This window comes from Frankia sp. CoWAU3, assembly GCF_977971855.1.
Genome location: NZ_CDWWXB010000019.1, coordinates 1 through 13,269, shown reverse-complemented (window position 1 = coordinate 13,269; position 13,269 = coordinate 1). Strand labels below are relative to the sequence as shown.

Annotated in this window: 15 protein-coding genes; 12 read left to right on the top strand and 3 right to left on the bottom strand. The window is 70.6% G+C overall.

Translation table 11 applies throughout. The features are described from left to right. The 5 genes from AC08ON_RS03765 to AC08ON_RS03745 all read left to right on the top strand — a co-directional run. On the top strand, positions 1-234 hold a 234-nt coding region (locus AC08ON_RS03765), incomplete at its 5' end, for a hypothetical protein (RefSeq protein WP_476616456.1). A 101-nt stretch (positions 235-335) separates the two neighbouring features. Beyond that, positions 336-1,484 (top strand): aminofutalosine synthase MqnE, encoded by a 1,149-nt coding sequence (mqnE, locus tag AC08ON_RS03760; RefSeq protein ID WP_476607329.1) that lies wholly within the window; start codon positions 336-338, stop codon positions 1,482-1,484. 12 nt (positions 1,485-1,496) lie between these two features. Beyond that, positions 1,497-1,790 (top strand): hypothetical protein, encoded by a 294-nt coding sequence (locus AC08ON_RS03755; protein WP_011434980.1) that lies wholly within the window; start codon positions 1,497-1,499, stop codon positions 1,788-1,790. 62 nt (positions 1,791-1,852) lie between these two features. Beyond that, the gene (locus tag AC08ON_RS03750) at positions 1,853-2,104 is read left to right on the top strand and encodes a hypothetical protein (RefSeq protein WP_476607330.1); all 252 of its coding nucleotides are present in this window, start codon (positions 1,853-1,855) and stop codon (positions 2,102-2,104) included. Then, a complete protein-coding gene (locus AC08ON_RS03745) occupies positions 2,101-2,976 on the top strand; it encodes a menaquinone biosynthetic enzyme MqnA/MqnD family protein (RefSeq protein WP_476607339.1) in 876 nt (291 codons plus the stop codon). Before AC08ON_RS03750 ends, AC08ON_RS03745 begins: the two co-directional genes overlap by 4 nt. Positions 2,977-2,983: 7 nt before the next feature. Here AC08ON_RS03745 and AC08ON_RS03740 read toward each other — a convergent pair whose 3' ends face one another. After that, the gene (locus AC08ON_RS03740; RefSeq protein WP_476607331.1) at positions 2,984-3,967 is read right to left on the bottom strand and encodes a helix-turn-helix domain-containing protein; all 984 of its coding nucleotides are present in this window, start codon (positions 3,965-3,967) and stop codon (positions 2,984-2,986) included. Between the two features lie 515 nt (positions 3,968-4,482). Between AC08ON_RS03740 and AC08ON_RS03735 the strand changes: the two genes are divergently transcribed. From AC08ON_RS03735 to cobA, 6 genes are all read left to right on the top strand, one after another. Beyond that, positions 4,483-5,028: a response regulator gene (locus tag AC08ON_RS03735; protein WP_476616455.1), complete on the top strand. Its 546-nt coding sequence runs from the start codon at positions 4,483-4,485 to the stop codon at positions 5,026-5,028. Between the two features lie 150 nt (positions 5,029-5,178). Further along, entirely contained in the window at positions 5,179-5,442 is a 264-nt protein-coding gene (locus AC08ON_RS03730; RefSeq protein WP_476610641.1) for a putative leader peptide, read from the top strand. A gap of 60 nt (positions 5,443-5,502) precedes the next feature. Continuing rightward, positions 5,503-7,203 (top strand): nitrite/sulfite reductase, encoded by a 1,701-nt coding sequence (locus AC08ON_RS03725; RefSeq protein ID WP_476607333.1) that lies wholly within the window; start codon positions 5,503-5,505, stop codon positions 7,201-7,203. Further along, positions 7,196-7,432, top strand: a complete 237-nt coding sequence (locus tag AC08ON_RS03720; protein ID WP_476607334.1) for a transposase — start codon at positions 7,196-7,198, stop codon at positions 7,430-7,432. Before AC08ON_RS03725 ends, AC08ON_RS03720 begins: the two co-directional genes overlap by 8 nt. Positions 7,433-7,533: 101 nt before the next feature. Further along, positions 7,534-8,205: a phosphoadenylyl-sulfate reductase gene (locus tag AC08ON_RS03715; RefSeq protein WP_476607335.1), complete on the top strand. Its 672-nt coding sequence runs from the start codon at positions 7,534-7,536 to the stop codon at positions 8,203-8,205. Positions 8,206-8,265: 60 nt separating this feature from the next. Further along, positions 8,266-9,801, top strand: coding sequence for a uroporphyrinogen-III C-methyltransferase (gene cobA, locus AC08ON_RS03710; protein WP_476616454.1), 1,536 nt, complete (start codon positions 8,266-8,268; stop codon positions 9,799-9,801). Here cobA and AC08ON_RS03705 read toward each other — a convergent pair. After that, complete coding sequence (locus AC08ON_RS03705) at positions 9,767-10,222, bottom strand: sirohydrochlorin chelatase (RefSeq protein ID WP_476607337.1); 456 nt, start codon at positions 10,220-10,222, stop codon at positions 9,767-9,769. The genes cobA and AC08ON_RS03705 overlap by 35 nt on opposite strands. Positions 10,223-10,298: 76 nt before the next feature. Continuing rightward, positions 10,299-11,264, bottom strand: coding sequence for an NAD(P)/FAD-dependent oxidoreductase (locus tag AC08ON_RS03700; RefSeq protein ID WP_476607341.1), 966 nt, complete (start codon positions 11,262-11,264; stop codon positions 10,299-10,301). Between the two features lie 545 nt (positions 11,265-11,809). Here AC08ON_RS03700 and AC08ON_RS03695 point away from each other — a divergent pair. Next, positions 11,810-13,269 (top strand): serine/threonine-protein kinase (locus AC08ON_RS03695; RefSeq protein WP_476616453.1); only part of this gene is annotated, 1,460 nt, incomplete at its 3' end.

Genomic DNA, 13,269 nt, shown 5'->3' with positions numbered 1-13,269 from the left:
CAACTGCCGTATTTCCTGATCCGCGTCGCAGCCCTCGCCGTGATCACCGTGATCCTGGTGACCGTCGGGCTGAACCTGCTGATGGCGCTGCTCGTTGGGTTCGCTGTCGCCGGACTGCTGACCTGGCCGCTCGGGCGGATGCAGCGCAGGGCTGCACAGCGGGCCGCTCAGCGCCCGGATGCGGGGAACGCCGGGAACGCCAGGAACGGCGGGAACAGCTGGAACGCCGGGTAGCCGCGAGTAGTCGGACGCCCCGCCGGATCGCGGGGCGGCTGTGACCGGGCAGCCGTGCTCGCATCCGAGGACACCGAGACCGGCGGGCTAGGCTGGAAGGCATGGATGCTGGGCTCAAGCGGGAGATCGAGGCCAAAGTTTCCGCCGGCGAGAGGCTGAGCCGTGCCGACGGGGAGGCGCTGTACGCCAGCGACGACCTCGTCTGGTTGGGCGGTCTCGCCCACGAGGTTCGCACCAGAAAGAACGGCGACAAGACCTTCTTCAACGTCAACCGGCATCTGAACCTGACGAACGTCTGCTCGGCGTCCTGCGCGTACTGCTCGTTCCAGCGCAAGCCCGGTGAGTCCGATGCCTACACCATGCGCATCGAGGAGGCTGTCCGGCTGGCGAAGGAGATGGAGCCGGCCGGGATCACCGAGCTGCATATCGTCAACGGTCTGCATCCGACGCTGCCCTGGCGCTACTATCCGCGCTCGCTGCGGGAGCTCGGCAAGGCGCTGCCCGGCGTCGCGTTGAAGGCGTTCACCGCTACCGAGATCCACTGGTTTGAGAAGATCAGCGGCCTGTCCGCCGACGAGATCCTCGACGAGCTCATCGACGCGGGACTCGAGTCGCTCACCGGCGGCGGCGCGGAGATCTTCGACTGGGAGGTCCGCCAGAAGATCGTCGGTCACGAGACGCACTGGGAGGACTGGTCGCGCATCCACCGGCTCGCCCACGCCAAGGGCCTGCGCACTCCGTGCACGATGCTGTACGGGCACATCGAGGACCCCCGGCACCGGGTGGACCACGTGCTGCGGCTGCGTGAGCTGCAGGATTCCACGGGCGGGTTCACGGTCTTCATCCCGCTGCGCTTCCAGCACGACGCCGCCGGTGACCCGCGCAACCGGTTGATGAACCAGCCGATGGCGACGGGGGCCGAGGCGTTGAAGACGTTCGCTGTCTCCCGGCTGCTGTTCGACAACGTGGACCACATCAAGTGCTTCTGGGTGATGCATGGTCTCACCACGGCGCAGCTCGCGTTGAACTTCGGCGCCGACGACCTCGACGGTTCCGTTGTCGAGTACAAGATCACGCACGATGCGGACCGGTTCGGGACGCCGCACACCATGACCCGCGAGGATCTGCTCGCAATCATCCGCGACGCCGGCTTCCGCCCGGTCGAGCGGGACACCCGCTACCGGGAGATCCGTGTCTACGACGGTCCCGACCCGGCTCGGCGTGACGTCCCGACCTCGATCGACGCCTGACCGGTGGACCGGATGGGCACCGGGGAGGGGCCGGGGCCGGCCCGCGGATCCGAGGAGTCGCCGGCGCCCGGGGGTTCCGGGCCTGTCCGGCCCCACGGAGCACCCGGCATCGGATCGATCTTTGTGTTGGCCTTCCTGGTGATCCTGTTTCCGGGGGTGGCCGGGTACGTGGTGCTCGACTGGATCGGTCTGCCGATCGGTGCCGCCGGCCTGCTGGGTCTGTTCGTCGTCTTCCTGGGGCTGGGCTTCTTCCCGACCGTACTGCGCCGGCTCGGCTGGGTGCCGACGAAGAGACGGAGGACGTGATGGTGCAATTGCGTAGGCGGCGGGTTTCGTGGCCACAGCGGGTTTCGTGGCCACAGCGGGCGATGCCCGACTCGCCGACCGAATCGGGCCAGGCGGGCGAGCGCGGCCTGCTCGGCATCAACCTGCGGTACTTCGCGGTACGCGTGGTGCTCTTCGGAGCGGTGCTGGCCGTGGTCCTGCTGCTGGGGGTGAACGGGCTGCTGGCCTTCGCCCTGGCCGTGGTGTTCAGCGGGCTGCTCAGCTATCCCCTGGCGTTGCGCCAGCGCCGCGTGGTCATCGAGGTCATGGAGGAGCGCCGGGGCGGACGGTGTTGACTGGAGCCGGAGCGGACGACGACGGCGATACCCAGGCCCGTCCCCGGGTGGGGCACATCCAGTTTCTGAACTGCCTGCCGCTGTACTGGGGACTGGTCCACTCCGGTGCTCTGCTCGACATCGAGCTGACGAAGGACACCCCGGACCGGCTGAACGACGCGCTGGTCGTCGGCGATCTCGATATCGGTCCGATCAGCCTGGTGGAGTACCTCCGGCATGCCGACGAGCTCGTCGTGCTGCCCGACCTCGCGGTCGGCTCCGACGGTCCGGTCCTGTCCGTCGTGCTGAGCACGGCGGCGCCGCTCGCGGAGATCCGGACCGTCGCGCTCGGCTCGACGTCCAGGACCAGCGTGCTGCTCGCCCGGATGTTGCTGGAGGAGTGCCACGGCCTGCGACCGGAGTACGTGACGATGCCGCCGGACCTGCCGTCGATGCTGCGGGAGGCGGATGCCGCGGTGATCATCGGGGATGCCGCGCTACGGGCGACCTACGACGCCGAGCGGGGCGGTCCGGACCATCCTCTCCGGCTCATCGATCTCGGTGCCGCCTGGCGGGAGTGGACCGGCCTGCCCATGGTGTTCGCCGTGTGGGCCGCCCGACGGTCCTTCGCCGAACGCCGTCCCGGGGTGGTCAAGGAGGTGCACGGCGCGTTCCGCTCCGGACTCGACCTGGCGCTGCGTGATGTGGACGAGGTCGCGGCGCGGGCGGCCCGTTTTGAGGTGTTCGATCCGGGCACGCTGGCTCGGTATTTCACCACTCTCGACTTTCGGCTTGGTGCGCGCCAGCAGGCGGGGATTATCGCCTTCGCCGGCCGTGCCGCGCGGCGAGGTGATGTTCCGGCGCTGCGCGAACTGCGTTTCGCGGACGTCTGAGCGCCACTCAGACCGGTGGTCGGAACGCGTGGGAGATACTGGTCGGCGGAATCGGAACCGCTCGGCGCGTACTCGCCGTGGCGAAGCGCGCGATACGGCCCTTTACCAGCGCGATCAACCGGGGCGGGGTGGCTCGCCCGCCCGGCGCGATCAACATCTCGTCGAGAGTCTCGCCACCGGAATCATCCCCGCCGGCCAGAGCATACCTCGGAGCGCTGGGCTCACCTGGCGGCCCGGACCGTGGGTCCGGTGGCACGGGGGCCCTGGGGCCGTCGCCGGACACGATGCCGGGTTCGGTGCCCTCGCAGACCTGCCGGGCGGCCGCGTCGATGAGGCTGTTGACCGCGAGGGTCCAAGCCCGTAGTCCTTCGTGACCGGTCAGCTCGGTGAACACCGCCGCCTCGAGGCAGCAGGTGCTGGCTCCCGCGAGCTCGTCCACGTCCAACAGGGAGATGGCGAGCAGCCCGGCCAGGTGACCCGCGAGCATGAACAGCCGGAACTGCTGGTGCGGCAGCATGGGCGTGTGTAGCAGGTTGTCGACGACGTTCTGCTGCTCCAGCACCTGGGCGGTGACGTCCTGTGGATCGAGCCGATCGGCCTTGGCGATCAGATCGGCCACCAACCGATCGAGGTAGTCCAGTTCGGTGTCCGACCGGCGGTGGTCAAGCAGATCCGAAACCCGGCGGCGGGACTCCCGCTCCGGATCGGGTCGGCGACGCAGGCGTTCCGCCCGGGCGGCGACGGCTGCCTCACGCAGGTCGATGAGGGCGCCCCCGGCCTCCAGCGCCGCGTCGACTGCGGCGATCACCGGCCGGGAGGGGATGCCTCGGCTGGGCTGTTCGAGCTGACCGATGTACTGGCGGCTGTAGCCGGTGCGTCGGGCGAGCTCCTCCCGAGAGAGGACACGTTCACAGCGCCGCCGTCGGACCTCAGCGGGTAGCAGGTCTTCGGCGGTCGCCGCATCGTGCCGGCCTCGGCTCCGTTGCCGCATCTGTGACGTCCTTCCGCGTGGCAAGGTCCCGCCTCCCGAGGAGGGAAGCTCAGCAGTCGTGTGCTGTCTCTGCTCGTCCGCCTGACGGTCGCCCGCCCGATGGCCAGTAGAGAGTCACCGATAGTGATCAGATTACTCCAGGCTGCACCCTAGTTGACTAGAGGCCAAAAGTCCCATACACATCCAGTTCTAATGATTACTCTCGGTTGTCGCGTGGGAGGCGAAGTTGATCGGCGTCGCGCTTCGTGGTCGACCGATTGATCGTAGCGTGGAAGTCCTCCGTCGTACCGCGCCTCCGTCGAGACATTATGCCGACCTTCTTGGGTTATTGTTGGGAAATGCGAGCGTTGCCACGGAAGTGTTGGCGGAAAGCAGCGGAATCGCCGAGGGCTCGTCCGGACGGGCTATTCCCGCATGGTGTGCTATCGCGGCCGCGTCCAGGCTGCGGTGCTTCGCGACGGTCTGCGGGTATCGGCCTGATGGCCAACGTGGGTCATCCTCGGAAACCATCCTGAATGACGATGCGCGGGGTCGGGCGGGGCGCGTACAAAAGAATGGTGGATACCGGCCGTTCGGTGGATGCCGACACCGTCGGGCTCGTCGGGGAGAAGGCCGTCGGCCTGGTCGGCGGTTCCGCTGCGGGCCGTGGTTCCGCTCCGGGGGAGCAGGTGCCTCCGCCCGGTCCACGGCGTGTGGTCGTCGTTGACGACGCGGACGGCGTGCGCGAACTATTGTGCCTGTTGCTGGAGACCGAACCCGACTTCGTGATCGTCGGCGCCGCGTCCAACGGCGCGGAGGCGATCGACGAGGTTGTCCGCACCGAGCCGGACCTCGTGCTGCTCGACCTGGCCATGCCGGTCCTCGACGGCATCACCGCCCTGCCGCGGATCCGGCGGGTCGTGCCGCGGGCCACGGTGGTGATTTTCACGGGATTCTCCGAGGATGCGTTGCTCGACCAGGTGCTGGAACTCGGCGCGGACGCCCTGCTGGAGAAAGGGCTGGCCGCCGGTCCGCTGGTGGAGCAGCTCCGACGGCTGTGCGCCGTCCACCGGACGATCTGAGCGATCTTGTGACCGGCAAAATTGTTCATTTTCTCCACTGGCATAATAGAGTTTTATGCTCAGTGGCTGTCATGGTTGCCACATCGGCCACATCGGCCATGACGGACGATCTCGGGGCTGGCCGTCCGGTTTGTTGCAGTTTGGAGCAGAGTGGCGGGTCGAAGTAGGCCGGACAGTGCCCCGACTTGCCCATCGGCCGTACTTCTGTGGAAACATGGGCTCGTGACTACGTGCGCCCTCGCTGGTGGGGTGCCGGTTGGGCAGGCGTCGGGCCTTCCGGTCGGCGCCTCTCGTCGGCGCCGGGCTGCGTCGTCCCCCGCAGTGCCGTGCCTGGTGATCGAGCCGATGCTCGTTGCCCGTCTGCACGTCGACCTGCTGCGGGTCTCCAGCGCCGGCTGTCGCCGCCCCCGCTGACGTCTCCGTTCGTGGCGCCCGCTGTCGGCGCCGCGACTTCCTTGCGCACCGAGAGATCTCATGACTTCTCCTGCCCGGTCCGCGCGCCCGTCCCGACCCAAGGGAGCGGGCCAGTGGGCGTTGGGATATTCCGAGCCGCTCAACGCGAACGAGCGGATGAAGAAGGACCAAGGCGGCCTGGAGGTGCGGGACCGCATCCTCAACCTCTACCCGCGTACCGGTTTCGACGGGATCGATCCCCAGGACCTGCGGGGCCGGTTCCGGTGGTGGGGTCTGTACACCCAGCGCCGGCCGGGGATCAGTGGCGGGCGGACGGCGATCCTCGAACCCGAGGAACTGGACGACTCCTACTTCATGCAGCGCATCCGGCTCGACGGCGGCCGGATGACCTCGGATCAGCTCCGGGTGATCGCCGACGTCTCCACCCGCTACGGCCGGGACGTCGCCGATGTCACCGACCGGCAGAACATCCAACTCCACTGGATCCGGATCGAGGATGTGCCGGCGATCTGGGCGGCGCTGGAGAACGCTGGCATGACCACCGCCGAGGCCTGTGGCGACACCCCCCGGGTGATCCTCGGTTGCCCGCTCGCCGGGGTCGACGGTGACGAGATCATCGACGGGAGCGAGGCGATCGACGAGGTCGTCCGCCGGTTCATCGGCGACCCTACGCTGGCCAACCTGCCCCGTAAGTTCAAAAGCGCCATCTCCGGCTGCGCCGACCACTGTACGTTGCACGAGATCAACGACATCGCGTTCGTCGGGGTCGTCCATCCGGAGCTGGGAGCCGGCTACGACCTGTGGGTCGGTGGCGGTCTGTCGACGAACCCACGGCTCGGCGTGCGGCTGGGCGCGTTCGTGCCGCCGGCGCGGGTTGCCGAGGTCTGGCACGGCGTCGTATCGCTGTTCCGAGACTACGGCTACCGGCGGCTGCGCACCCGCGCCCGGTTGAAGTTCCTGGTCGCGGACATGGGCGCCGAATGGGTGCGCGCGACTCTGGAGAAGGAGTACCTGGCTTCGGCGCTGCCCGATGGCCCGCCGCCGGCCCCGCCGCGCGGCGAGGGGCGCGACCACATCGGGGTGCACCGCCAGCGCGACGGCCGCAACGCCGTGGGGTTCGCACCGCGGGCGGGTCGGCTCAGCGGGACCACGCTGAGCGCGGTGGCGGACCTCGCCGACCGGTTCGGGCAGGGCCGCATCCGCGCCACGACGACGCAGAAGATCGTCATCCTCGATGTCGCCGACGCGGACGTCAACGCGCTGGAGGCCGAACTCGGTGCGCTCGACCTGGTGGTCCGCCCGAGCGTGTTCCGGCGCGGCACGATGGCCTGCACCGGTATCGAGTTCTGCAAGCTGGCGATCGTCGAGACCAAGGGTCGGGCCCGCGACCTCATCGACGAGCTCGAACGCCGGCTGCCCGACTTCGACGAGCCGATCGGGATCAACGTCAACGGCTGCCCCAACGCCTGCGCCCGCTTCCAGGTCGCCGACATCGGGCTCAAGGGCTCCCTGGTAGCGGACGACGCCACCGGTGAGATGGTCGAGGGCTTCCAGGTCCACCTCGGCGGGCACCTGGGCACCAGGTCGCGGCTGGGCCGCAAGTCGCGTGGTCTGAAGGTGACCGCCGACGGCCTCGTCGACTACGTCGTCGCGGTGTTGGAGACCTACCGGGCGGACCGGACCGCGGGGGAGAGCTTCGCGGACTGGGCGGAGCGGGCCGACGAGGCCCAACTGACGGCGCTCGGTGCAGCAGATGGCTAGCGGTGAGCGGGTGGTGCCCTTCTACTGCCCGTATTGCGGCGAGGAGGACATCGTCCCGGACACGCCGCCGGAGGGCTCCGGCGCGGGACATGGCCACGGGTACTGGGCGTGCCGGTCCTGCCTGCGGGGCTTCCGACTGAGTCTGACGGCCCTCGCGGTCGCCTCGGGCGGGACCGCCGTCACCACGGGCGGGGCGTTCGGCACGGCGGAAGAGCAGGCGGCACGGTGATCGGCAATGGACAGCACTCGGGCGGCTGCCCGGTGGACGACCGCGGCATCCGCCCGCGGCGTCGCCGGAGCCGGGTTGCGTGACGACGAGGAGACGAGCTGATGGATGCCGCGTTGCAGGCCCGGGCGCTGCGGGCCGGGGACGACCTCGAAGGCGCGCCGGCGGAGGAGATCCTGCGCTGGGCGGTCGGGGAATTCGGGACGAAGCTGGCGATCGCCGCCTCGATGGCTGAGGCGATCCTCGTGGACATGCTCGCCCGGATCCGGTCCGACGTCCCCGTGGTTTTCATCGACACCGGTTATCACTTCCCCGAGACCGTCGGTACCCGGGACGCGGTGGCCGGAACCTACGACCTGCCGATCATCAGCGCCCGTCCGCAGCTCACCGTCGTCGGCCAGGACGCCGTCTACGGCCAGGACCTTTACCGGACCGACCCGGACCTGTGCTGCCGGATGCGCAAGGTCGTTCCGCTGGATCGGGCCCTGGCGCCCTACCGTGCCTGGGCCGCGGGGTCGCGGCGGGCGGAGTCGCCCAGCCGGGCGAAGCTCCGGGTCGTCGACTGGGACGCCCGACGGGGCAAGGTGAAGATCCACCCGCTTGCGGCTTGGACCGACGAGGACGTCGAACGCTACGTGGCCGAGCACGGCGTCATCGTCAACCCGCTCCTCTCCGATGGTTACGACTCGGTCGGCTGCTGGCCGTGCACCCGGCGGGGCGCCGGCCGGGAGGGCCGGTGGGCCGGTTCGATCAAGACGGAGTGCGGCATCCACTGACCTCCTCGGGCCTGCCGGCTGCCGGTGTTCGAAGACAACCGAGCAGGTACGGTGCACGCCGTGACGGACGGGCGAAGTGTGGGTGAGGTCTGGCTGGTCGGCGCGGGTCCGGGCGATCCCGGTCTGCTCACCGTTCGCGGCCGTGAGGTGCTGGCAAACGCGGACGTCGTGGTCACCGACCGGCTCGCCGCGGCCGTCCTCCTCGGCGTCGCCCCGGCCGGCGCCGAGATCATCCACGTGGGCAAGAGCCCGGCCGCCCCGTCGTGGACCCAGGAGGAGATCAACGCGCTCCTCGTCGGCCGGGCGCGCGCCGGTGCGCGCGTCGTCCGCCTCAAGGGCGGCGATCCCTACATGCTCGGGCGAGGCAGCGAGGAGGCGCAGGCCTGCACCGCGGCGGGGGTCGCGTGCACCGTCGTGCCCGGCGTCACCTCGGCGCTGGCTGTACCCGCCTGTGCCGGCATCCCGGTCACCCATCGTGGTCTCGCGCAGGAAGTTGCCATCGTCTCGGGACACCTGCCACCCGGCCATCCGGAGTCGACGGTGGACTGGGCCGCTCTCGCGGCCTCTCGGGCGACCATCGTCATCCTGATGGGGGTGGCGCGTCTCATGGACATCGCCGACGCGCTGCTCACCGGCGGTCGCCCCGAGGCGACGCCGGTCGCGGTCATCGAGCGCGGGGCGACCCCGGCGCAGCGGGTCCTGCGGACCACCCTGGACGCGCTGGCGATCGACGCGATCGCGGCCGGTGTGCGGTCTCCCGCGGTGATCGTGGTCGGAGAGGTCGCGGCGCGCCGGGACGCGCTGGCCTTGGAGGCGGGGCCGCTCACCGGGATCCGGGTACTCGTGGCCCGTACCCGGCCGCGACCGGGTCTGCTGGCTCGCCGGCTGCGGCAGCTGGGCGCGGATGCGGTCGAGACCGTCGTTGCCCGGCCCGCGCCGGTCAAGGACGCCGGTGCCGCGCTGCTGGCGGCGCTGCCGGGAGCGGGCGGCCTGCTGCTGGCCGATGCGGACGAGGTCGCCGCCGTGGTGACCCTGCTGCGTCGAGCCGGCACCGACGTGCGGGCGTTGGCCGGCCTGACTCTCGTCGCGGCCCGCGAGGACGCCGCGGAAGCGCTTGACGGCCTGGGCCTCGCCTCGGTGCCCGTCGCCGAGCTGTCCACGGATCCGCTGTCCACGGATCCATCGTCGACCGGTCCTGCCGGTCCTGCCGGTCCTGCCGGTCCCGCCGGCTCGTCGCGGGTGCTGATCGCCGGCGCGGCGGACCCGCCGGACGCGGTGTGTTCCCTGCGCCGGGTGCCGCTGCTCACCGACGTGACCGCCGAGCCGGATCCCCGGATCGCCGAGGAGCTCCGGCATGGCGACTTCGACGTCGCGGCCTTCGCGTCGTCCACCGCCGCCCGCAGCACCGCCGAGATCTACGGACCTCTCCCGCCCGATCTGCTCATCGCGGCGATGGGTCGACGCAGCGCGCTGGCCTGTGCGGCGGCGGGCATGCGGGTGGACATCGTGCCCACCGAACCCGGGGTCCATCCGCTCGCGGCCGCCGTCGCGGACTTCGTCGTCACCAGCCGGTCCGCCGGCTCGCCTGGGGGTTGATCTTCAGGGTAGCGGCATCGGCTTCGCGGACCAGGAGACGCAGGGTGTCGTCGAGCCGCGCGCGGACCGCGTCGACGACGCTCGCGTGCAGCCCGAGCGGCTCCGACAGCACCCATCGGGTCGTCGGGTGCCGGCAGCGGGCGCCCTCCAGTGCCGCCGGGATGTCCCGGCGGGTGTGGTTGCCGTCGAACAGGAAGAACGGGTAGGCGACGATTTCGGTGCATCCCGCGTCGGCCAGGGTGGCATACCCGGTGGCGATGTCGGGCTGGGCGATTTCGAGGAAGGCGGCTTCGACCGCCTCCCACGTCCATGGCGCGACCACATGGCCGGGATCTACCAGGAGCCGGTGGGCGAGTTCCCGAACCGTCGCGTTCGCCTCGTCCCGCCGGGATCCGTGACCGATCACCAGTAGACCGCGCATGTTCCCAGTGTGCGCCGCGGGTCCGCCGGTGCCCGGTCGGAAACGGCCACATCCGTCGGCCACGCCCGCCGGGCGCTCAGCCGCCGGTGCCGTCGTCGGAGCTGTGCCCCGGGAAGATCTTTGCCGACGGGTCCACCACCGGCGCCGCGTTGTTGACCGCCGTCGCGGCCTCCCCGAAACCCGTTGCGATCAGGCGGACCTTCCCCGGGTACTCGGTGATGTCGCCGGCCGCGAAGATCCGCTCGACCCCGGTCGCCATCGTCGGGTCGACGACGATGTGCCGCTTGTCAATGGTCAGATTCCAGCGGGTCAGCGGTCCGAGGTCGGCGGTGAATCCGAGCGCTGCGACGACCGCCTGTGCGGGTCGGACATGTCGGTCGCCGGTGCGGGTCTGCACCAGTTCGACCTTCTCGATCCACTCCTCACCGTGGACCATGGCGACCTCGGTGAAGGTCAGGATCTCGACGGAGGACGCCTCGACCCGCTCGACTGTGGACATATGCGCCCGGAACCGGTCCCGCCGGTGCACGAGGGTGACCGAGCGGGCGATCGGCTCCAGGGCCAGCGCCCAGTCGAAGGCGCTGTCCCCGCCGCCGACCACGATGACGTCCTGGCCGGTGTGGACGTCGAGCTTGGGCACGAAGTAGACCAGGCCGCGGCCCAGATGCGCGGTGCCGGTGGGCAGTGGGCGGGGGGCGAAGGTGCCGAGACCGCCGGTGATGACGACGACCTTGGCGCGTATCCGAAGGCCCTGGCTGCTGGTCACCACCACGGCGTCCGGCTCGTGGGCCAGCTCGGCGGCCTGCTGACCCAGCAGGTAGGTGGGGGAGAACTGGTTCGCCTGGATCAACAGGGCGTCGATCAGTTCCCGCCCCCGGACGGCCGGCAGACCCGCGATGTCGTAGATCACCTTCTCCGGGTACATCGCGGTGACCTGACCGCCGGCCTCGGGCAACGAGTCCATGAGCGCGACCGACATGCCGCGGAATCCGGCGTAGTAGGCGCCGTAGAGGCCGGCCGGACCGGCGCCTACGATCAGCATGTCGACGTCGGTGTCGACCGGGGACGTCCCCGACCGCACGGCGCCGGTGACGCTCGCTCCGGCCGCGGGGTCGGTCTCCGTGACCGCGTTCGCGGGCTGGTGCGCATCGGCGGACTGCGTGACCACGGGTGACTCCCTAGGCTTGGCGGCCGACCGGCGCTGTCGGGGCAGCCGGCCGGTAGCAGTGGATGTTCCCTCCCTCATCCTGCCGGAGACACGCCTCACCCGCCTTCATCCGCGGAATGGTGAGTCGTCGACCACCTGTGGTTGTTGTCGACTACCTGCGGTCTCCTCGGATACGGCTGGCGGGAACGATCGGATCCGCCGCGTCGGCTGGCGGACAACGCTCGACATCGATTTACTCGAGAGGGTTAGCGTGACTTCAGCGCCGTTGCGGATGCCCGTAGAGACTGGGCGACGGCGGACTGTGGCGTGATGATGGGTTCGTCTCCCTGCACGGGGAGACAATTGCGGCACCGGTGACGGCTCCCAGGCCGGAACGGTACCTGGGCCGCGGCCGGAGGTATAACACGGGCGGGAGAACAGTGACGGAACGATCGGCGCGTCGGGTTTCGCCTATCGGCGGATATCCGGCCGAGGCGCCGCATCCCGATGATCCGACCACGATCGGTGTTTACCAGGTCGTCGGTCGGCTGGGCGCGGGTGGGATGGGAACGGTGTTCCTCGCCCAGGACGCGGCCGAGAAGTTCGTTGCGATCAAGGTGATCAGGTCGGACCTCGCCGCCGACCCGGAATTCCGGGCACGTTTCCGGGACGAGGTGGCGGCCGCCCGGCGGGTCGCGCCCTTCTGCACCGCCCAGGTACTCGACGCCGATCCCGACGCGCGCCGTCCTTATCTGGTCACGGAGTACATCGACGGCGTCCGGCTTGATCAGGCCGTCACCGCGTCCGGTCCGCTGCCGCTGTCGACACTGCAGGGCGTGGCGGTCGGCGTGGCGTCCGCGCTCACCGCCATCCACCGGGCCGGCATCGTGTACAGGGATCTCAAACCGAGCAACGTCATGCTGTCGTACTCCGGCCCCCGGGTCATCGACTTCGGGATCGCCCGCGCGCTCGACATGACGAAGGGCCGCACCCAGACGGGTCTGGTCCTCGGCTCGGTCGGCTGGATGGCGCCCGAGCAGATGGAGGGCGCTGCGCTCGGTCCGGCGGTCGACGTCTTCGCCTGGGGACTGCTGATCGGCTACGCGGCCACCGGCGGTCACCCCTACGGCCACGGCACCTACCTGGAGATGTCGGAGAAGATCCTGACGGGTCAGCCGGACCTGCGGGCCATGCCGCCGGATCTCACGCCGATCGTCCGGTCCGCGCTCGCCCGCGACCCCCGGGACCGGCCCTCCACCGAGAACCTGCTGCTCACCCTGCTCGGCGAACGCGGCCGGGCCGGTGACGCGCGGGACGCCGCGACCGCACTGCTCGACGGGACCTGGCCACGGGGGCGCAGTACCGCCGGGGCTGGGGCGGCCGCGCTCGCCGGGGCCGCCGGGGCCGGTCGGCCGGATCCGACCCACGTTGCGACCCCGTATGAACAGCGGCGCTGGTGGGAGAATGAGCCCCGGCCCCTCGGCGGCGACCGTTGGTGGAACGACTCGGCCCGCGACAGGCCCCCGCCGGCCGGTCCGCCTGTGCCGCCACCCGCGCTGGTACCGCCACCGGCCGCCGACCGTGCCGCGGCGGATTCGTCCAGTACGACGATGAGGCCGACGGGAACGGCCACCGATCGGGTTTCGACGATTCCGGCGAGGGGGGCCATCCGGCGCCGGACGCCCGCCCGAGGCACGGCGGCCAGCCCCGGGTGGATTCTCCGCACGCCGGTCAGCCCTACGCCGGCCGTGCCGCGGAGGCGGCACCGTCTCCCCAGGCGCCGGCCCGGCCCCGCCCCGTGGCCCAGCAGCGGCCCCCGTCGGCGCCCGCGGGTCCCGCGCCTGCCCCGGCCCCGCGGGCGCCGACGGGGGCCGCTGCTGGGCCACGGGGCGGGGCCGGG

What these genes read in the sequence shown, in the direction of transcription:
- AC08ON_RS03740 (WP_476607331.1), bottom strand. Translation starts at nt 3,967, where the DNA reads ATGCGGCAACGGAGCCGAGGCCGGCACGATGCGGCGACCGCCGAAGAC.
- AC08ON_RS03725 (WP_476607333.1), top strand. Translation starts at nt 5,503, where the DNA reads ATGACTTCTCCTGCCCGGTCCGCGCGCCCGTCCCGACCCAAGGGAGCG.
- AC08ON_RS03715 (WP_476607335.1), top strand. Translation starts at nt 7,534, where the DNA reads ATGGATGCCGCGTTGCAGGCCCGGGCGCTGCGGGCCGGGGACGACCTC.
- AC08ON_RS03755 (WP_011434980.1), top strand. Translation starts at nt 1,497, where the DNA reads ATGGGCACCGGGGAGGGGCCGGGGCCGGCCCGCGGATCCGAGGAGTCG.
- mqnE (WP_476607329.1), top strand. Translation starts at nt 336, where the DNA reads ATGGATGCTGGGCTCAAGCGGGAGATCGAGGCCAAAGTTTCCGCCGGC.
- AC08ON_RS03720 (WP_476607334.1), top strand. Translation starts at nt 7,196, where the DNA reads ATGGCTAGCGGTGAGCGGGTGGTGCCCTTCTACTGCCCGTATTGCGGC.
- AC08ON_RS03705 (WP_476607337.1), bottom strand. Translation starts at nt 10,222, where the DNA reads ATGCGCGGTCTACTGGTGATCGGTCACGGATCCCGGCGGGACGAGGCG.
- AC08ON_RS03750 (WP_476607330.1), top strand. Translation starts at nt 1,853, where the DNA reads ATGCCCGACTCGCCGACCGAATCGGGCCAGGCGGGCGAGCGCGGCCTG.
- AC08ON_RS03735 (WP_476616455.1), top strand. Translation starts at nt 4,483, where the DNA reads ATGACGATGCGCGGGGTCGGGCGGGGCGCGTACAAAAGAATGGTGGAT.
- AC08ON_RS03700 (WP_476607341.1), bottom strand. Translation starts at nt 11,264, where the DNA reads ATGCTGATCGTAGGCGCCGGTCCGGCCGGCCTCTACGGCGCCTACTAC.